The 19,434-nt window shown below is 73.8% G+C and carries 15 protein-coding genes; 10 read left to right on the top strand and 5 right to left on the bottom strand.

Going from position 1 to position 19,434, the window contains the following annotated elements; translation table 11 throughout:
* Window positions 1–321 precede the first annotated feature (321 nt).
* The 3 genes from M2302_RS20205 to M2302_RS20195 are packed head-to-tail and all read left to right on the top strand — an operon-like array spanning window position 322 to window position 2,851.
* A complete protein-coding gene (locus M2302_RS20205) occupies window positions 322–1,935 on the top strand; it encodes an AMP-binding protein (RefSeq protein ID WP_280839414.1) in 1,614 nt (537 codons plus the stop codon).
* On the top strand, window positions 1,925–2,179 hold the full coding sequence (locus tag M2302_RS20200) for a glutaredoxin family protein (protein ID WP_154941713.1): 255 nt from the start codon (window positions 1,925–1,927) through the stop codon (window positions 2,177–2,179). Before M2302_RS20205 ends, M2302_RS20200 begins: the two co-directional genes overlap by 11 nt.
* Before the next feature lie 21 nt (window positions 2,180–2,200).
* Window positions 2,201–2,851, top strand: a complete 651-nt coding sequence (locus tag M2302_RS20195) for an HAD hydrolase-like protein (protein WP_280839413.1) — start codon at window positions 2,201–2,203, stop codon at window positions 2,849–2,851.
* A 22-nt stretch (window positions 2,852–2,873) separates the two neighbouring features.
* Here M2302_RS20195 and M2302_RS20190 read toward each other — a convergent pair whose 3' ends face one another.
* Together M2302_RS20190 and M2302_RS20185 are read right to left on the bottom strand one after the other, a co-directional pair.
* Window positions 2,874–3,527: a response regulator transcription factor gene (locus M2302_RS20190; protein WP_088960141.1), complete on the bottom strand. Its 654-nt coding sequence runs from the start codon at window positions 3,525–3,527 to the stop codon at window positions 2,874–2,876.
* Between the two features lie 36 nt (window positions 3,528–3,563).
* A complete protein-coding gene (locus tag M2302_RS20185; RefSeq protein ID WP_280839412.1) occupies window positions 3,564–4,850 on the bottom strand; it encodes a sensor histidine kinase in 1,287 nt (428 codons plus the stop codon).
* Between the two features lie 431 nt (window positions 4,851–5,281).
* On the opposite strand from M2302_RS20185, the gene M2302_RS20180 reads away from it, so the two are divergent.
* From M2302_RS20180 to M2302_RS20150, 7 genes are all read left to right on the top strand, one after another.
* Entirely contained in the window at window positions 5,282–6,052 is a 771-nt protein-coding gene (locus tag M2302_RS20180) for a redox-sensing transcriptional repressor Rex (protein ID WP_280839411.1), read from the top strand.
* Window positions 6,049–7,419: a glutamyl-tRNA reductase gene (locus M2302_RS20175; protein WP_280839410.1), complete on the top strand. Its 1,371-nt coding sequence runs from the start codon at window positions 6,049–6,051 to the stop codon at window positions 7,417–7,419. The genes M2302_RS20180 and M2302_RS20175 overlap by 4 nt, the downstream gene beginning before the upstream one ends.
* Window positions 7,416–8,384: a hydroxymethylbilane synthase gene (hemC, locus tag M2302_RS20170; protein WP_280839409.1), complete on the top strand. Its 969-nt coding sequence runs from the start codon at window positions 7,416–7,418 to the stop codon at window positions 8,382–8,384. The genes M2302_RS20175 and hemC overlap by 4 nt, the downstream gene beginning before the upstream one ends.
* Window positions 8,381–9,961, top strand: coding sequence for a uroporphyrinogen-III synthase (locus tag M2302_RS20165; RefSeq protein ID WP_280839408.1), 1,581 nt, complete (start codon window positions 8,381–8,383; stop codon window positions 9,959–9,961). Before hemC ends, M2302_RS20165 begins: the two co-directional genes overlap by 4 nt.
* A gap of 12 nt (window positions 9,962–9,973) precedes the next feature.
* Window positions 9,974–10,957 (top strand): porphobilinogen synthase, encoded by a 984-nt coding sequence (hemB, locus tag M2302_RS20160; RefSeq protein WP_280839407.1) that lies wholly within the window; start codon window positions 9,974–9,976, stop codon window positions 10,955–10,957.
* Window positions 10,958–11,629: 672 nt separating this feature from the next.
* On the top strand, window positions 11,630–12,706 hold the full coding sequence (locus tag M2302_RS20155; RefSeq protein WP_280839406.1) for an IS110 family transposase: 1,077 nt from the start codon (window positions 11,630–11,632) through the stop codon (window positions 12,704–12,706).
* Between the two features lie 100 nt (window positions 12,707–12,806).
* Window positions 12,807–13,397 (top strand): helix-turn-helix transcriptional regulator, encoded by a 591-nt coding sequence (locus M2302_RS20150; protein WP_280839405.1) that lies wholly within the window; start codon window positions 12,807–12,809, stop codon window positions 13,395–13,397.
* A 54-nt stretch (window positions 13,398–13,451) separates the two neighbouring features.
* On the opposite strand, the gene M2302_RS20145 is transcribed toward M2302_RS20150, so the two are convergent.
* The 3 genes from M2302_RS20145 to M2302_RS20135 all read right to left on the bottom strand — a co-directional run bounded on the left by M2302_RS20145 (window position 13,452) and on the right by M2302_RS20135 (window position 19,378).
* On the bottom strand, window positions 13,452–16,724 hold the full coding sequence (locus tag M2302_RS20145) for a lamin tail domain-containing protein (RefSeq protein WP_280839404.1): 3,273 nt from the start codon (window positions 16,722–16,724) through the stop codon (window positions 13,452–13,454).
* A 98-nt stretch (window positions 16,725–16,822) separates the two neighbouring features.
* The gene (locus tag M2302_RS20140; protein WP_280839483.1) at window positions 16,823–17,839 is read right to left on the bottom strand and encodes a GNAT family N-acetyltransferase; all 1,017 of its coding nucleotides are present in this window, start codon (window positions 17,837–17,839) and stop codon (window positions 16,823–16,825) included.
* Between the two features lie 72 nt (window positions 17,840–17,911).
* Complete coding sequence (locus M2302_RS20135; protein WP_280839403.1) at window positions 17,912–19,378, bottom strand: lytic murein transglycosylase; 1,467 nt, start codon at window positions 19,376–19,378, stop codon at window positions 17,912–17,914.
* Between the last annotated feature and the right edge of the window lie 56 nt (window positions 19,379–19,434).

Here is a 19,434-nt window from a genome sequence, read left to right as displayed (position 1 = left end):
GCACGGGGGCCTCCTCGGGCTGAGGGGTGTCGACTCACGGCAAATGGGGTGAGCCGACCCGAGTGATGATAGGGCCAACGTCACCCGCGCGTGGCAAGTCCGTTACACAGGGCCAAAGTATTTCCCGCCCCGTCGCACAGATGGCGGACCCGTTGTCCGTCGTGTGCGGTTGACTTTCACGTCACGCCTTGATCCCGAGTGGAGAGTCCAGGTCGGAGCGGAAGTGAACCGCCTTCGGCGTGTCGGCGTGTCGCCGGAAGGGCGGCGTGCCCCCGGCGCAAGCATGGTCCCTCCGGGGCTGCTGTGCCAGACTCAGCGACCGTGCAGGACGCCACCGACAGCTCCGCGCCCGACCTCGCCGACCGGCTCCGCCGGGCGGCCGCCGACCACGGCGACCGACCCGCGCTGCACTGGCGCGAGCAGACCCTGACCTGGTCCGAACTGGACGCCCGGGTGAGCGCCGTGGCCCGGGCCCTGGCCGCCACCGGGCCGGCCGCGCCGACCGACCCGCCGGCGCGGGTGGCGATCGCGTTGCCGAACACGCCGGACTTCGTGGTCGCCTACCTCGCCACGCTGCGCGCCGGGCTGGTCGCGGTGCCGGTCAACCCCGGCCTCACCGCCCGCGAGCTGCGGCACGTGCTCGCCGACTCCGGGGCGACGCTGCTCTGCGGCACCGAGGCCGTCCGGGACCGGGTCGCCGGTCTCGAGCTGCCGGCGCTCACCGCCGTGCACACCACCCTGCCCGAGGAGGCGGGGGAGCCGCCGGCGCGAGCCGGCGGCGACCTCGCGGTGCTGCTCTACACCTCGGGCACCGAGGGGCAGCCCAAGGGCGCGATGCTGCCGCACCGGGCGCTGGCCGCCAATCAGGACCAGGTGGGCCGGATCTCCCCGCCGGTGGTCGGGCCCGGGGACACCGTGCTGCTCGCGCTGCCGCTGTTCCACGCGTACGGGTTGAACACGGGGCTGGGCGCGGTGATCCACCACGGCGCGACCGGGGTGCTGGTCGACGAGCTCGGCCCCGGCTGCGCGCTCGACGAGATCGCCCGGCACCGGGTCAGCGTGCTGGTCGGCGTACCGTCGATGTTCCTGGCCTGGTCCACGGCGGACGCCGACGCGGTCGTCGCGGCGATGGCGTCGGTGCGGGTCGCGGTCTGCGGCGCGGCGCCGCTGGACCCGGCCGCCGCGGCGCGCTTCACCGAGGTCACCGGGCATCCGGTGCACGTCGGGTACGGCCTGACCGAGACCGCGCCGGTGCTCACCACCACCCTGGTCGGCGGCGAGCCGAAGCCCGGCTCGATCGGCCGGCCGCTGCGGGGCGTCGAGCTGCGCCTGGTCGGCGCCGACGGGACCGACCTGTGGCGCGACGGCGTCGCCGAGCCGGACGACGACCCCGACGACGACCCGTGGCTCGCCGACTCCTCGCCCGGCACCGACCCCGGCCAGATCGTGGTCCGCGGGGCGAACCTGTTCGCCGGCTACTGGCCGGACGGCCGGGGCGGCCCGGACGCGGACGGCTGGTGGGCCACCGGCGACGTCGCATACGCCGACGACGGCGGCGACCTCTTCCTGGTCGACCGGCTGGGCGAGCTGATCCTGGTCAACGGCTTCAACGTCTACCCGCGCGAGGTCGAGCTGGTGCTCGAGGCGCACCCGGGGGTGGTCGGCTCGGCCGTCCTGGGTGTGCCGCACCCGCGTACGGGTGAGACTGTGCGGGCGTACGTGGTGCCGGCGCCGGGGCGTCCGGTCACCGGCGAGGAGCTGCTCGCCCACTGCGCGCGTAACCTGGCCCGGTTCAAGTGCCCGACCGCCGTCGAGTTCGTCGACGAACTGCCGTACTCGGTGATCGGGAAGGTACGCAAGACCCAGCTGCGGTCGGCGCCGTCCCCGGCGACGCCGCCCCGGCCCCGACGCACGGAGGTCCCCGATGTCCAGTGACGCCCGGCTCACCCTGATCACCCGGCCCGGCTGCCACCTCTGCGAGGACGCCAAGGCCGCGCTGGACCGGGTGGTGGCGGTCACCGGCGACAAGTGGGTGGAGAAGGACGTCACCGGCGACGTCGAGGCGGAGCGGGACTACGGCGACCGGCTGCCGGTGGTGCTGCTCGACGGCAAGGAGCACGGCTACTGGCGGGTCGAGGAGGATCGGCTGCTGCGGGACCTGACCACACCGCAGCTCTGAGCAGGCCCTTAGGCTGCTGCGATGACCCCTGCGCGCGACCACCTGGTGTGGGACTGGAACGGCACCCTGCTCAACGACCTCAGCCTGGTGGTGCAGGCCACCAACGTGGCCTTCGCCAGCGCCGGCGGCCCGTCGGTGACCGTCGACGAGCACCGGGTGCGGTTCCGCCGGCCGATCGTCGACTACTACGCCGAGATGCTGGAGCGGGCGATCGACGCGGAGGCGTTCGGCGCGCTCGACCGGATCTTCCACGACGCGTACCGGGCCGGGCTGACCAGCTGCGCGCTGGCCGACGACGCGCTGGCGGCGATCGCCGCCTGGCCGGGCAGCCAGTCGCTGCTGTCGATGTGGTTCCACGACGAGCTGGTGCCGACCGTGCACACCTACGGCCTGACCCCGCACTTCGCGCGGGTGGACGGGCTGCGCGCCACGGTCGGCGGCGGGCACAAGGCGGAGTGGCTGGAGAAGCACCTGGCCGAGCTGGGGCTGGCCGGCGAGTCGGTGGTGCTGATCGGCGATTCGGTCGACGACGCGCACGCCGCCGAGAGCGTCGGCGCCCGCTGCGTCCTCTACACCGGCGGCCTCTCCGACCCGGCCGCCCTGCGCGCCACCCCCCACCCCGTCGCCGACACCCTCACCGAGGCGGTGACCCTGGCCGCCCACCTCCCCTGACCTCGGCCCTTACCAGCCGCGGTCAGGCGCGGAGGTGGGCGAGGACGGCCAGGACCCGGCGGTGGTGGTCGGTGTCCGGGGGCAGGTGGAGCTTGGTGAAGATGTTGCGGACGTGCTTCTCCACTGCGCCGTCCGTGACCACCAGGGACTTCGCGATGGCGGCGTTGGAACGGCCCTCGGCCATCAGCGCCAGCACCTCCCGCTCGCGCGGGGTCAGCTCGCCCAGCGGGTCGTCCCGGCGGCGCCGGACCAGCAGCTGGCCGACCACCTCCGGGTCGAGCACGGTGCCGCCGGCGGCCACCCGGGCCAGCGCGTCGAGGAACTCGTCGATCGCGGCCACCCGCTCCTTGAGCAGGTAGCCGATCCCGCCGCCGCCCCCGCCCGCGGTGGACAGCAGGTCGTCGGCGTACGACACCTCGACGTACTGGGAGAGCACCAGGATCGGCGTACGGGGAACCAGCTCGCGGGCCCGGACGGCCGCGCGCAGCCCCTCGTCGGTGTGGGTGGGCGGCATCCGCACGTCGACGATCGAGACGTCCGGCCGGTGCGCCACCACCGCCTCCACCAGTGCCTCACCGTCCCCGACGGCGGCCACCACCTCGTGTCCCTGTTCGGTGAGCAGCCGGACCAGGCCCTCCCGGAGCAGGACGGCGTCGTCGGCGATCAGTACTCGCATGTCGCGGTGTCTACCACGTCCGGGCGGGTGCCGGGGTCACAGCGGCAGCACGGCCCGCACGACGGTCGGCCCGCCGACCGGGCTGTCCACCCGGAGCACGCCGCCGGCGGCGCGTACCCGGTCGGCGATGCCGGCGAGGCCGTGCCCCTTCGCCACGTGCGCACCACCGGCCCCGTCGTCACTGACGGTGACGTCGAGCTGGTCGTCGCGGCGCTGCACGGTCACCGCGCAGCCGGTCGCGCCGCTGTGCTTGGCCACGTTGGTCAGCGCCTCGGCGACCACGAAGTAGGCGGTGCTCTCCACCAGCGGATCGAGCCGGCCCTTCGGGTTGCCCAGCCGGTCGTCGAGGGTCAGGTCGACCGGCACCAGGCTGCGGCCGGCCAGGGCGGCCACCGCGCTGGGCAGGCCCCGGTCGACCAGCACCGGCGGCGCGATGCCCCGGGAGAGTGCCCGCAGCTCGGCCAGGGTGTCCCGGGTCTGGGCGATCGCCTCGTCCAGGGTCCGGGCGGCGGCCTGCGGGTCGGTGGCGAGCTGCTGCCGGGCCCGGCTCAGGTCCATCGCCAGCCGGACCAGTCGCTGCTGGGGGCCGTCGTGGATGTCCCGCTCCAGCCGGCGCAGCGCCGCCGCCTCGGCCGACACCGCCGCCCGCTTCTGCTCCTCCAGCACGGTGATCCGGTCGCGCATCTCGGCCACGCCGGTGAGCAGGCCGCGCGCGAAGCCGGCCTGGAGCAGCGCGCAGCCGCGGACCACGATCGGCAGGGTGAGCAGGAAGATCAGGCCGATCGCGGTGTTCAGGCCGATCCGGGCCACCGGCCCGTCGCCGAGACCGAGCAGGTCGGCCAGGCTGCGGTCGCCCGGGCCGTAGGGGAGCGCCCAGTCGTACGCGGGGTAGAGGGTGCCGGCGAGCGCGACGACCCACCAGGCGACGGTGATGGCGAACGTGACGACCGCCACCACCGACCGGGCGATGCCGTGCGCCAGGTCGAGCCAGGACTGCCCGTCCCGGATCGGGGTGAAGATCCGCCGCCAGGCGCTGGCCGTCGGTGGCGGGGTCAGGTAGCGGGGGCGGATCCGGGGCATCCGGAGCACCGTGGGCAGCCGCAGCCGCTCCACGTCGGCCAGGCCGCGCGCGGTGTAGAGCGTGCCGGTCATGATCGGCACGCCCACCACCAGCGCCGCCAGCCCGACGCCGAGCGCGAGGCCGGCCGTCAGCACCACCAGGCCGAACAGCGCCAGGGGGAGGCCGAGCAGGACGTACCCGGTGTCGCGCATCAGCTGGCGGCTCACGCTCGGTACCGGCGTGACCGGGTTGGCGGTGGTCATGCTCCGAGGCTAGGGACGCCGGGCCCGGAATGCCCATCCGGCGGGCTGCCCCGTTCGGGTTCGGGTTGGCCCTACCCCCGGCCGGCACCGCACCCGGGCCCGGCCGGCGCGCCGGGTGGGACCGGCTCCGGCGCAGGTGAGGGGTACGCCACGTGCTCGCCGGGCCCTGCGTGATTGGTCAGAGAAGTCGGGATTGAGCAATAATCGCCGAGCGGCGCCGGCCAAGGCAGCCGGATCGATCTTGCGGAATGGAGGGCCTGGTGGACGGGCGTCGCGAGTCAGCAAGATCGCGATTTGTGCACGTCTTCACAAGCGCCTACTCTGTAGTTCCGACGCGCCCCGCTAGCACGGCCGGCACTCTTGGCCGCGAGCGGGGGTCCCGAAACGGCCGGGCACCGGAGCTGGCCGAGGATCGCACCGCACGGAGTCTCATGAGTCAGCACCGTCACCCTGGCGCGCCCGGCCGCGCCGGTGCCGTACCGGCGCTCCCGGATCTTCCGGAGGCGACCGTCGCGCGGCTCCCCGAGTACCTCCGCGCGCTGCACAACGTCGCCGAGAGCGGTCACGAGACCGTCTCCAGCGAGGGGCTGGCCAGCGCCGCCGGGGTCAACTCGGCCAAGCTCCGCAAGGACCTCTCCCACCTCGGCTCGTACGGCACCCGGGGCGTCGGCTACGACGTCACGTTGCTGATCGAGCAGATCGAGTACGTGCTCGGGCTCACCCAGTGCCGGGCCGTCGCCCTGGTCGGCGTGGGTAATCTCGGTCACGCCCTGGCCGGCTACGACGGCTTCGCCAGCCGTGGCTTCCGGATCGCCGCCCTCTTGGATGCCGATCGCGCCCGGGTCGGCGAGGTGATCAACGGCCTGGTCGTGCAGCACGTCGACGACCTCGCCCGGGTGGCCGCCGAGGAGTTGATCTCGATCGGCGTGATCGCCACCCCGGCCTCGGCCGCCCAGCCGGTCGCCGACCAGCTCGTCGCCGTCGGCGTGACGAGCATCCTGAACTTCGCGCCGTGCGTACTCTCGGTGCCGGAGGGGGTCGACGTGCGCAAGGTCGACCTCGCCATCGAGCTGCAGATCCTGTCCTTCCACGAGCACCGCAAGGCGTCGCTGACCGCGCTCCCCGCCACCGGCGGGTCCGCCCTCACCGCTCTGCCCGGCGGGCTCGCGGCCACCGACACCCAGGAGGCGATCGGCACGTGAAACTGCTCGCCGTCGGCGCGTCCTACCGCACCGCACCCGTGGCCACCCTGGAGCAGCTGGCGGTCGCCCCCGTCGACCTCACCCGCATCCTGGACCGGCTGCTCGCCCAGCCGTACGTCTCCGAGGCGGTGCTGGTCTCCACCTGCAACCGGGTGGAGGTCTACGCCGCCGTGTCCGGTTTCCACGGTGGCCTCGGCGACATCTGCGCGGTCCTCGCCGACCAGGCCGGCGCCCCGCCGGCCGCGCTCGCGAACCACCTCTACGTGCACTACGACGCCGCCGCGGTCGAACACGTCTTCCGGGTCGCCGCCGGGCTGGACTCGATGGTGGTCGGCGAGGCGCAGATCCTCGGCCAGCTGCGCGACGCGTACCACTGGGCCACCGGGGCCGACTCCGCCGGGCGGCTGCTGCACGAGCTGATGCAGCAGGCGCTGCGGGTGGGCAAGCGGGCGCACGCCGAGACCAACATCGACCGCGCCGGGCAGAGCGTGGTCACCGCCGCGCTGGACCTGGCCGCCGGTCACCTCGACGGCGACCTCTCCGGCCGCCCCGCCCTGGTGGTCGGCGCGGGCGCCATGGGCGCGCTGGGCGTGGCGACGCTGTCCCGGCTGGGCGCCGGGCCGCTCACCGTCACCAACCGGGGGGCCGACCGGGCGGTACGCCTGGCCGAGTCGTACGGGGCGAACGCCGTGCCGATGGCCGAGCTCGTCGACGCGCTCTCCACAGTGGACATCGTAGTGGCCGCCACCGCGGCCACCGAACCGGTCCTCACCCTCGACGTGGTCACCCGGGCCCTCGCGAAGCGCGACGCCGACGGGGGCCCGCTGGTCCTGCTCGACCTCGCCGTGCCGCGCGACGTCGAGCCCGGCGTGGCCGAGCTGCCCGGCGTCGAGGTGATCGACATCGACCGGATGGCCACGCTGCTCGCCACCGGCGAGGCGGCCGCCGACGCCGCCGAGGTCACCCGGATCGTCACCGGCGAGGTCGAGACGTTCCTGTCCTGGCTGCGCGGGGCCGACGTGGCGCCCACCGTGGCCGCCCTGCGCGGCCGCGCCGACGACGTGGTCACCGCCGAGCTGCGCCGGCTCGCCCAGCGCCGCCCCGACTTCAGCGACGACCAGCGCGCCGAGGTCGCCCGGACGGTGCACCGGGTGGTGCAGCGGCTGCTGCACCAGCCCACCGTGCGGGTCCGCCAGCTCGCCGCCGAGCCCGGCGGCGACCAGTACGCCGCCCTGCTGCGGGAGCTGTTCGACCTCCAGGTGCCGCAGACCTCGCCGGTCGACACCGTTCCCGACGTCGTCGAGAACGCCGACGGCCGGCCCTCCTTCGACGTCGTCGACGTCCCGCCCACCGGAGGTGAGCGATGAGCACGCCCCTGCGCCTCGGTACCCGGGGCAGCGCCCTGGCGATGGCCCAGTCCGGCCAGGTCGCCGAGGCCCTGACCGCGGCCACCGGCCGCGAGGTCGAGCTGGTCGAGGTGGTCACCGCCGGTGACCGCTCGTCGGCCCCGGTGCACCGGCTCGGCGTCGGCGTCTTCGTCTCCGCCCTGCGCGACGCGCTGACCGCCGGCATCATCGACCTCGCGGTGCACTCGTACAAGGACCTGCCCACCGCCGCGGCGGCCGGGCTGCACATCGCGGCGGTGCCGCCCCGGCAGGACCCGCGCGACGCGTTGGTCGCCACGGGCGGTCGTACCCTCGCCGAGCTGCCGCCGGGCGCCGTGGTCGGCACCGGCGCGCTGCGCCGGATCGCCCAGTTGCACGCCCTCGGGCTGCAGCTGGAGGTCACCCCGATCCGGGGCAACGTGGACAGCCGCCTGCGGCGGGTGCTCGGCCCGGAGGCCGACCTCGACGCCGTCGTCCTGGCCCGGGCCGGCCTGGCCCGGCTGGGCCGGACCGACGTGATCACCGAAACGCTCGACCCGATGCTGATGCTGCCCGCGCCCGCCCAGGGCGCGCTGGCGGTGGAGTGCCGGGCCGACGACCAGGACCTGGTCGAGCTGCTCGCGGTGCTCGATCACGCACCGTCCCGGGCCGCGGTCACCGCGGAACGGGCGTTCCTGGCCACCCTGGAGGCCGGATGCTCCGCTCCGGTCGCCGCTTACGCCGAACTCGCCGAGGGCGACGCCGGTGATGAGATCTACCTGCGCGGGGCGGTGATCAGCCCGGACGGTACCCGAGACCTCCGGCTGTCCCGCACCGGTACGCCCGCCGACGCGGCGGAGATCGGCAAGGCACTCGCCGCCGAACTCCTCGAACTCGGCGCCGACTCGATCCTCGGCCACGAAGGACACACCGGCCCGGGGACCCAGCAATTTGGGAGCACAGAATGACCCGCACCCGTAAGCCCGTAGGCCGGATCGCGTTCGTCGGGGCCGGCCCCGGCGACCCGGGCCTGCTGACCCGCCGGGCGCACGACGCCCTGGTCGACGCCGACCAGGTGGTGTACGACCGGGGGGTCCCCGAGTCGCTGCTCGACGCCGTCCGCGCCCAGGCCAGGTCCGACGCCCAGTTCACGCCCGCCGAGGGTGCGCCGGGCGACGTGGCCAAGGTGCTCATCTCCGCCGCCCGTTCCGGGCTGAACGCGGTGCACCTGGTCGCCGGTGACCCGTTCGGCCACGACTCGGTGGTCAAGGAGGTGCAGGCGGTGGCGCGTACCGCCGCGCACTTCGAGGTGGTCCCGGGGGTCGGCCAGGCCGAGGGTGTCGCCACGTACGCCGGTGTTCCGCTGCCGGGCGTGCGCACCGCCGCCGACGTCGAGGACGTCAGCACGCTGGACTTCGACGCGCTGGCCGCGGCCGTCGGCCGGGGCTCGCTGGCCCTCGCGGTCGACGCGGGTGACCTCGCCGCCATCCGGGACGGCCTGCTGGCCGCCGGGGTGGACGGCACCACCGGCGTCGGGGTGACCGGCGACGGCACCGGCGAGACGCAGTACACCACCACGTCGACCGTGGACTCCTTCGTCGCGGCGGCGCTCGGCTTCACCGGCCGGGTCGTGCTCACCGTCGGTGCGGGCGTCGCCCAGCGCGACAAGCTGAGCTGGTGGGAGAACCGCCCGCTGTACGGCTGGAAGGTGCTGGTGCCCCGCACCAAGGAGCAGGCCGGTGTGATGAGCGCCCGGCTGCGCGCGTACGGGGCGATCCCGTGCGAGGTGCCGACCATCGCGGTCGAGCCGCCGCGCACCCCGGCCCAGATGGAGCGGGCGGTCAAGGGCCTGGTCGACGGCCGGTACGCCTGGGTGATCTTCACCTCGGTCAACGCTGTCCGGGCGGTCTGGGAGAAGTTCGCCGAGCACGGCCTGGACGCCCGCCACTTCGGCGGCGTCAAGATCGCCTGCATCGGCGAGGCGACTGCCGACGCGGTGCGCGCCTTCGGCATCCAGCCGGAGCTGGTGCCGTCCGGCGAGCAGTCCTCCGAGGGGCTGCTGGCCGAGTTCTCGCCGCACGACGAGATCCTCGACCCGGTGGGCCGGGTGCTGCTGCCGCGCGCCGACATCGCCACCGAGACGCTCGCTGCCGGGCTCACCGAGCGCGGCTGGGAGGTCGACGACGTGACCGCGTACCGGACCGTCCGGGCCGCCCCGCCGCCCGCCGAGATCCGGGACGCGATCAAGTCGGGCGGGTTCGACGCGGTGCTCTTCACCTCGTCCTCCACCGTCCGGAACCTGGTCGGTATCGCCGGGAAGCCGCACGCGCGTACCGTTGTTGCAGTCATCGGGCCCAAGACGGCGGAGACGGCGACGGAGTTCGGCCTGCGGGTCGACGTGCAGCCTGCGCACGCCTCGGTGCCCGACCTGGTGGAGGCGCTCGCCGCCTACGCCGTCGAGTTGCGCGAGAAGCTGGCCGCCATGCCGGCCAAGCAGCGCCGCGGCTCGAAGGTGCAGGGGCCGACCGCTCTGAGGTTCCGCTGACAGGAGGCTCCCGTGCCGTATCCCGAGATCCGGCCCCGCCGGCTGCGTCGTAACGCCGCCGTGCGGCGGCTGGTCTCCGAGACCCGCGTCGACCCGGCCGAACTGGTCGTGCCGATGTTCGTCAAGGAGGGGCTGACCGAGCCGCGGGCCGTCGCGTCGCTCCCGGGGGTGCTCCAGCACTCCCGGGACTCGCTGCGCAAGGCCGCCGTCGAGGCGGTCCAGGCCGGGGTGGGCGGGATCATGCTCTTCGGGGTGCCGGCGTCGCGGGACGCGACCGGCTCCGGCGGCATCGACCCGGACGGCATCCTCAACGTCGCCATCCGGGACGTCGTCTCCGAGGTGGGCGACGCCACCGTGGTGATGAGTGACCTCTGCCTGGACGAGTTCACCTCGCACGGGCACTGCGGGCTGCTCACCCCGGACGGCGGCGTCGACAACGACGCCACCCTGGCCGCGTACGCCGAGATGGCGGTGGCCCAGGCCGCCGCCGGGGTCGGCGTGGTCGGGCCGTCCGGGATGATGGACGGCCAGGTCGGCGTGGTCCGCCGGGCCCTCGACGCCGCCGGTCACCAGGACGTCGCGGTGCTGGCGTACGCGGTGAAGTACGCCTCGGCCTTCTACGGTCCGTTCCGCGACGCCGTCGAGTCGGCGCTGGAGGGCGACCGCCGCACCTACCAGCAGGACCCGGCCAACCTGCGGGAGTCGCTGCGCGAGGTCGAGCTGGACGTCGCCGAGGGCGCCGACATGGTGATGGTCAAGCCGGCGCTGCCCTACCTCGACGTGGTCGCGGCGGTCCGGGCCGCGGTGGACGTCCCGGTCGCCGCCTACCAGGTCTCCGGCGAGTACGCGATGGTCGAGGCGGCCGCCGCGAACGGCTGGATCGACCGGGAGCGGGTGATCCTGGAGACGCTCACCTCGATCCGCCGGGCGGGCGCGCAGATCATCCTCACCTACTGGGCGGTCGAGGCCGCCCAGCTGCTCCGCGAGCGTTACTGACCGCCAGCGCGCCATTCCCCAGTCCGCGACATCCCGTGGTCCGCGTCGTCTGCTGGGCGGCTGCGGCCCGCCGCCCATTTCTCGCCGGTCGTTGCCGCCTTCCCGGGGCCAGCGTCATCACTGTCCGTATCTTCCGCCCCCCGGCAGCTCACCCCTCACTTTCCCTTTGCTCTGCTGCCCTGGAGGCGACACACACACTCGGTCGCCGTCGCCGATAGGGCAGCAGTGCAAAGCGCCGGGAGGGGTGGGGTGGGGGTATGGGTGAGGCGGCGTGTTCGGGCTGTTCAGGGGGACGCCCTGCGGTCGAGGCTTCACGCGGGTCTGCCGCCGGGCCCAGCGGCGATCACTCACCGTTATCCTCGACGATCCGGTGGGTCCGGTGACCGAGCGCTACTGAGCGGTGCGACGCGCAGCGGAGGTTGTCCACGGTGAGATGCTTCGTCCCGCCCGGTCGGCCATGATCGTCGTGCTCCCGGCGCTGGTCTGACTCGTTATCCACCTGGCGCCACGGCTGCCCTTTGCTTGATTTGTCGGCCGCGCCGGGTGCACGCGCCGAACGGACGGGTGTGACTTAACAGGAGCCTGTGCAAGAGGTCCCATCACCGTGCTGTCCGTCCGCCCGACGGTGCGTGCTGCCCTGGTTGGACGCCTGGAAGGACAGCACCACCCACCATGACAGACCACCAGCTCGAAGTCATCGGCGGCGTGGACACCCACGCCGACACCCACACCGCCGTCGTCATCGACGAGGTAGGCCGGATGCTCGGCCACCGTCAGTTCCCGACCACGGTCGCCGGCTATCGGTCGCTGCTGGCCTGGGTGAGCGAACACGGCGGGGTGCGCGCCATCGGGATCGAGGGCACCGGCAGCTACGGCGTTGGCCTGGCCCGCTACCTGCGCGCCCAAGGTGTCCACGTCGTTGAGGTCGACCGCCCGAACCGCAAGATGCGCCGCCAGCGCGGCAAGTCCGACCCGATCGACGCCGAGGCCGCCGCCCGCGCCGTGCTGGCCGGCACCGCGACGACCACCCCGAAGACCCGGGACGGCCAGGTCGAAGCCATCCGGGTGATCCGCGCTGCCCGCGCGACGGCGGTGAAGTCGCGCACCGCCGCGATGAACGCCCTGATCGGCATGGTCCGCACCGCCCCGGAACCGCTGCGCACCCAGCTCCTGGACCTGCGCAAGACCACACTGATCATGACCGCCGCCGCACTGCGCCCGGGCCTGGACCGGTCTGACCCCGTCGCCGCGACCAAGACCGCGGTCCGTCGGCTGGCGCGGCGAATCATCGACCTGGACCGGGAGATCCGGGATGCCGACGTTGACCTGCAAGTGCTGCTCACGCAGGCTGCGCCCCGCCTCATGGAGTTGCCCGGCGTCGGCCCGGACGTCGCCGCGCAGCTCCTCATCACCGCCGGGGACAACCCTGAGCGGATCCGCGACGAACGGGCGTTCGCCGCCCTCTGCGGCGTCTCACCGATCCCCGCCAGCTCGGGCCGGACCGATCGGCACCGGCTGAACCGAGGTGGCGACAGGATGGCGAACAGAGCGCTCTACATTGTGGCCATCAACCGGATGAGAAACCACGGGGAGACGTTGGAGTACGTCGCCCGCCGGCGCGAGCAAGGACTCAGCAGCAGAGACATCTCTCGCTGCCTGAAGCGTTACATCGCTCGCCAGGTCTATCCCTTGATCTTGGAATCCCTCCGCACCCGGCCACCTTCATCCACAGCCCTCGCAGGGGTCTGAACAAGCCGGCTTGCATTACAGGAGCATCAGGGCAGTCGGTTGTCCACAGGACGGTGCAACGGGGTGGTGGCGGAGCCCGGGCAGCCGCGACGGTGACGCCATGAGTGATGTGATCCCCACCGACCAGCCCGTCGGAGTGGCCGACGGCGACGGCGACCAGCCCGGTGGCCAGCCCGGCGGCGACACCGAGGGCTGCGGCGCACAGCCGACCTTCCTCAGCAAGCCGTTCGACCTGCCCTGGCCGGCCGCCGGCATCGTGCGCGCCGTTCGGCGCCGTGCCGACGCGAGCCAGCGGGAATTGGCCCGCTGGGCGGAGGTGCACCACGGCACCATCGGCAAGATCGAGGCGGGGACGCTGATTCCGAGCATCGCCCTGCTACGTCGCATCATCGCGGCCGCCGGCTTTCGGCTCGCCGTCGTCGACGAGTTCGGCCGGCTGCTCCAGCCGATGCGGGACCGCGAGGACACCCGCGACGGCGCGGAGCGGCGCTACCCCTCCCACCTGGACACCATTCTCGACCCGGAAGCCGGCGAGTGGTGGGCCGACATCTACGGGCTGGCGCGTCCCCCGGAAACCTTCCACCGCAACCGGGCGGTGCGGGACGCCATGCGTCGGCGCAGCCAGTGGGAGGTGCGGGTGGCGAAGTACCGCGGTGACCCGCCCCCGCCCCGGGTCCGCCCCAACTGGTGACGGCCCGCCGGCCAGGCGCGTGCCTGGCCGACGGGCCGTCGGGACAGCAGGAACTCAGTCGTCGTTCGTGATGGTGCCCGTCGCCAGCGGGTCGGCGAGCCGCAGGTTGAGCGGGCCGGCGACCGCGAAGGCGATCTTCTCGTCCGCCTCCACCTTCCGGTCACCGCGCACGGTCACCGGGAAGGCCAGCGAGGTCTGCCCGGCGGGCAGGACCTTGCAGCCGACGTACGGGTCGAAGTCCGACCCCGCCGTGGCGGTCAGGCCGACGGCGGCGGCGCAGATCGTCGTCGGCACCGACAGCGGCCGCGACACGGTCGCGGTGAACGTCAGCGTGCTGTCGCCCTTGTCGCCCTCGGTAACCGACGCGTCGGCCACCCGCAGCGACGGCTGCGCGCGGAACCGGGCGACCGACGGGTCGTGGTCGCTCGCGCCACGCGACCCGTCGCCGCTGACGTCGGACGGCCAGTCGGCGTTGACGTGCGCCGTCCGCACCTGCACCAGGTCGGCGTGGAGCGCGTCGTTGACGAAGATGCTGTCCAGCGTCTGCGCCTGCCCGCTGAAGGCGTACGAGTACGCCGCCGCCGGCACGTCCGCGACCAGGTCGTCCCAGAGGTTGTGCAGGCCGGCCTCGTAGAGCGGGGCGAGCTGGTCCGACGGGGTCGGGTTCGCCGCGGTGGCGATCGGGTCGTCCGGGCGGGGGAAGACGTTCATGTCGCCGCCGTAGACCACCCGGGCGTGCGGGTCCGACTCCTCGATCGCGGTGACGATCGCGGCACCGTACGTCGCCTGCTCGGTCCGCTGCCCGACCCTGGTGTCCGGGCCGGACGAGTAGTGGTTGCTCAGCGCGTAGAGCAGGTAGGACTCCGAGCCGTCCGGCGTCGCCCTCACCACGAACTTGCCCAGCTGGGGGGCGCGGGTGAAGACGTTGTCGCCGTCCTTGCCCGTCGAGGTGTCCGTGTCGGCGGGCAGCTGCGCGTTGAGCGCCTTCGGGTTCTGCACATCCGCGTTGGACGGCAGCCCCGCCGACCGGTACTCGACCGTCGGCGTGGCGCCGAGCAGCGGGTCGGTGGCGGTCGCCTCGGCCAGCGAGAGCCGGTCGGTGCGGTAGAGGAACGCGGAGGTGATGCCCCGGGCGTCCGCGCCGGTCCGGTCGTACGCGGCGGCGTAGGCCGGGCCACCGGTGGCCGCGATCGTCAGCGCCAGGTCCTGGAGGGTGTCCGGAGCGCCGTCGGCGTCGTTGCTGTCGCCGCAGACCAACTCGGTGCCGGAGACCGTGCAGATGTCCTGGTCCTCGGCCTCCTGCACCAGGATCAGGTCCGGGGAGTGCAGGTCGGTGCGGATCTGGTCGGCGAGCGCGGCCAGGTGCTCCCGATAGTCGGCCTCGTCGGCCGGCACGTAGTCGAACGGCGGCCGGACCCCGGTGCAGCCGGGGTTGCCGGTGAAGTCGCAGCCGTCGAACGGGTCGTCCCGGAAGTCGTACAGGTTCTCCACGTTGTAGGTCGAGACGGCGACCTCACGGTTGCGGTCGGCCGGCTGCGGCGGGTTGTTCGCCGACGGGTCGGCGCCCGCGGTGAGGGAGAGCGTCTCCGGCTGCACGGTGAACTTGCTGAAGCCGTAGGAGACCGCGCCGAACGCGTCCGTGGCGAGGGTGTCGAAGGTGCGGGCCGGCGGCAGCAGCGCGGCCGAGTCGCCGGCCGTGGCCTTGACCCCGCCCGCGCCCAGCAGGACGCGCTGGTTGTTGCCGTTGTCGAAGAGGGTGCCCGGGATGTCGTCCAGCGGGTGGGCGTCCCGGAACACCCGCCGGGCGTACGGGTCGGTCCGCTTCATGATCGGGTCCTCGCGGTCCACCACGTAGATCTCGGAGTCGGCGGTGGAGGCGAAGATGTGGCGCGGGGCGGACACCCCGCTGCCCGAGCGGACCCGCATCCGGGTGCCCTCGTGCCGCTCCCAGAACCGGTTCGCGTCGGCCGCCTCGGCCGGCGGGACCGCGTCGTCCACCGCGACGGCGGTGTTCACGTCCAGGCCGGAGTCCAGCTTGCGCACCAGCGAGGCGCCGGAGAGCTGGGTCTGGTTGAAGAACTCCGACACCCGGCCGCGCAGCACCACCTCGTCGCCGACGGTCGGCGCGTAGCCGCCGATCAGCGTGGTGAACGAGCCCGTGAAGACGAAGAGGCCGTCGGAGGTGAGCGGGTCGCCGTCCTCGGCGCCCGTACGGCTCTGCAGGTAGAAGCCGTACTGGTCGGCGCCGGCCGAGGTGCGGGTGAGCGACTTCTGGGTGATCACCCCGCGCACGTCGTACAGCGTGGAGCTGGTGCCGTTGCCGCTGGCCGGGGCGAGCGGAGAGCGGTCGGTGTGCCCGTCCTCGTCCTCCCGGGTCGGGCCCTGCACCTCGCCCACCGTCAGCACGGTGGTGGCCTGCACGGTCAGCTTGCAGGTGGCGTTGCCGCCCTCGGCGTCGGTGGCGGTCAGGGTCACCGCGTACGCCCCGCCGGGAAGGCCGCTCGCGGTGACGGTGGCGGTGGCGGTCCCGCCGGCGGCGGTGGCCGGCGTGAAGGCCGTCCGGCTGATCGAGCCGGTGGCCGGCGTCGGGTTGACCGAGGTGACGGCGAGGTCGGTGACCGTGTCGTCCGCGTCGGTGGCGGTGACCTGGCGGGTGGCGGTCGCGCCCGCCTCCAGGGTCAGCGCGCCGCCGCAGTTCAGTGTGGCCGGCTGGTCGACCGGGCCGCCGCCGTCCACGGTGTGCGCGCCCAGGCCGTCGAAGGTGTCGGTCGGCAGGCCCGTCCACTGGGCGGCCGGGTCGAACGCGTCGGACGGGTCGGTGTCTCCGATGGAGACCGACGGCAGCCGCCGCAGCGTGTTGTCGGCGGTGCTGGTCAGCCCGCTGCCCCACTCGGTACCGGGGTCGACGCCGACCTGGCCGATCGAGTCGAGCACGGCGCCGGCCTTGCGCAGCACGATCGCGTCGTCCCCGTTGAACAGCGACGCGCCGGTGGTCTGGTCGGCCTGGGCGAGCACCGCCGGCGCGGCCGAGGAGGCGGCGAAGACGAAGGCGTCGCCGGCGGCGACGGTGCCGCTCAGGGCGACGTTCGTCGGCGTGGTCGAGCCGTTGAAGTGGAGCTGGAGCTGGTAGCCGCCGGCGGTGAGGTCGACCGGGGAGCCGGTGCCGTTGAACAGCTCGATCGCCTTGTTGTTCGACGAGCCTTCGACGTACTCGGAGATGAACAGGTCGGTGGGCGCGGCGATGGCCGCGGTGGGTGCGACGCCGATGACCGGAAGGGTGACGGCGGCGGCGGTTGCGAGCGCGGCGTATCTGCGGCGCGGGCGCATAAGGCCTCCACGATGGGTGGACGGGAACTAACGCACGTTAAGTGTCATTGCTGGCCGCCGTCCATCCCCCGCGGGGGGGCGGTGTGGTGAACGCGCGGTCAGCGGGCGGCGTCGAGTCGGTGCACCAGCTCGGCGACGTCCACGCTGTATTCGCACCACTCCCGGTCGGGGCGGTAGCCCAGCTCGGCGTTCACCTTGAGCATCGCCTCGTTGGCCTGGGCGTTCCAGGTCTGCACCTCGGCCAGCGTCGGCTCGGCCGAGCGCAGCTCCAGCAGCATCCGGGCCTTGATCGCCCGGTCGATGCCGTAGCCGCGGTGGTCCTGCACCACGATCGTGTCGTACTGGTCGGCCCGGGTGGGGTGCTGCGCCGGCACCACCACCTCGGTCAGCCCGGCGACCTCGCCGCTGTGCTCGTGCTGGGCCAGCACGATGTACGGCTTCATGCCCCGCCGGTGCAGCGTGTCCAGGCTGTCCCGCAGCCGCTGCGGGTCGTACGAGCTGGGGCGCAGCTCGCCGTCGTCGACGTCGCGCACCTCGGCCTTGGCCCGCGCGTACGCCTCGATCAGGTCGTCCGGCGGGCCGCCCGGGCAGAACTCCAGGTGGTAGCCGGCGCCGATGCCGGTGGCCATCTGGGCCAGCGCCGGCCAGTCCACCGCGCCGAGGTCGAGCACGCTGCGGGTCTCGACGTACTCCCGGGTGAAGCCGAGCGACTCGTAGAAGGCGATCGCCGGCGTGTCACCGACCACCTCGACGCCAATCGACTGGAAGCCCTCCTGGTAGACCCGGCGGGCGGCGAGCAGGACCAGCTCACGACCCAGCCCGGTACGCCGGATGTCGGGGTGCACCAGCACCTCCAGCACGCCGATGTCGCCGAGCAGCAGCACGTGCACGTGGCCGAGGATCGGGCCGGGCCCGCCGTCCGGCCCGGGCTCCGCCTGGGCGACCCAGGAGATCCGCCGCTCACCCGGCATCACCTCGGAGAGGTATTCCCGCAGGGAACTCTCCCGCCAGGGCGGGTCCTGCGGGAGGTCCGCCGCCAGGACCGCGTTCAGCGTGTCCAGCACGGACGCGACCTCGTCGGACGACGCGGTCCGGGGATCCCACTCGCGCACCATCACCCGTCTAGCTTGCCGTCATCGGCTGCCGGGGGGAAGTGTCCGGTCCGGCAATGTATGCGAACGATCACGTCACGTACGGCTGGCCACCCCGTACTGGTTGGCCTTGTCGAAGACATCCTGGGCGTACCGGCGCACATCGTTGTAGGACAGGATGGCGCCCCACCAGTCGCCGGGGATGGTCATGTTCCGGCCGCCCTTGCAGAGGTACCGGGCGGCGGCGAGCGCCGCGTCGTCCAGGTCGTGCGGGTCCTTGCGGCCGTCGTTGTCGGCGTCGACGCCGATCTCCTGCCAGGTGGTCGGGATGAACTGCATCGGCCCGATGGCCCGGTCGTAGACGGTGTCCCGGTCGAAGAGCCCCCGGTCGGTGTCGGTGATCCGGGACCGGCCGCCCTGCCCGTCGAGCGGGTCGCCGATGATCTCGGGTTCGGCCCGGCCGGTCGACTGGAGGCTGGCGCCGTTGGCCTGCCCGTGCCGCGACTCGACGTAACCGATCGCGGCGAGCGTGGTCCAGCTCAGCTGGCAGCTGCGGTTGGTCTCGGCGAGTACCAGCTCGGCGTAGCCGTACGCCTGCATGGCCACCGGCGAGATGCCGACCCGCGCGCCGGTGGTCTGGGCCCAGGCGGCCAGGGCGTCGGCCGGGCGACCGGCGGCGGGCGGGGCGACCGGCCCGGTCGGCGGCACGCCGCCGGGCAGCGCGGTCGCGGGCGGCAGCCCGGGCAGCGCCGTCCCGCCTGGCAGCACCGGCACGGCGGTCACGCCGGGCAGCGCACCCGGCGCGGGTACGACCACGGCGCCGTCGGTCGCGTCCACGGCCACCGGCTTCGGCGACCGGACGGCCGACGGGACCACCACGGCGCCCACCACCGCGGTGGCGGCGACCAGCGCGACGAGGAACACCCCGGGCAGCGTCAGCCGGCCGCTCGGGCGCCGGGACCAGGCCCGGGTGGCCCGGGCCGCGCCGACGACCGCCTGCCGGGGCGGGGGAAGCCGCACGGCGTGCGCGAACGGCACCCGGCGACGCCGTCCCGGTTCGCCGCCGGCCTTGCCGTCGTCCTTCGCCGGCTCCTTCGCCGGGCCGTCGGGGGGCGTGGCGCCGGCCTCCGCGCCGGCCCTGCTCCCGTCGCCGGTCTCCGCGTCGGTCTGGTCCGCGCCGGCCTTGCTCGTGTCGGCGGCTTCGGCGCCAGCTTTCTCCGCGCCGGCTTTCTCCGCGTCAGCCCGCTCGGCGTCGGCCTTGCTCGCGTCGACGTTCCCTCGGCCGGCCTCCGCCACGTCGGTCGTCCCGGCGTCGGCCTTCGCCGCGCCCCGCGTCCCCGGCCCGGCCTGCGCCGCGTCGCCGGCGGTCTGCTCCACGGTGGTCGGCGCGCTGCCGGCGGTGGTCGCGGTCGACGGTTCGTCGGCGGACCGGCCGAGGAAGGGGCGGCGGGGACGGGGGACCGGGGTCGGGTCCGGCGCGGCGCCGGAGCTGCCGAGCGGCCCGTCGGGCGGCGTCGCCGGTCGCAGGGGTCGCACCGTCGATGGTTCCTCGCCGCTCGCCACCCGTCGAGTATCACCCATCCGGGTGTGACCGTCAGGCCCGGTCGTACGCTGGGAGC

The sequence above is a fragment of the Micromonospora sp. A200 genome (assembly GCF_029893845.1).
In the GTDB taxonomy this organism is placed as follows: domain Bacteria; phylum Actinomycetota; class Actinomycetes; order Mycobacteriales; family Micromonosporaceae; genus Micromonospora; species Micromonospora purpureochromogenes.
The sequence above is the reverse complement of the archived record's forward strand: the minus strand, read 5'-3'. Positions and strand labels throughout refer to the sequence as shown.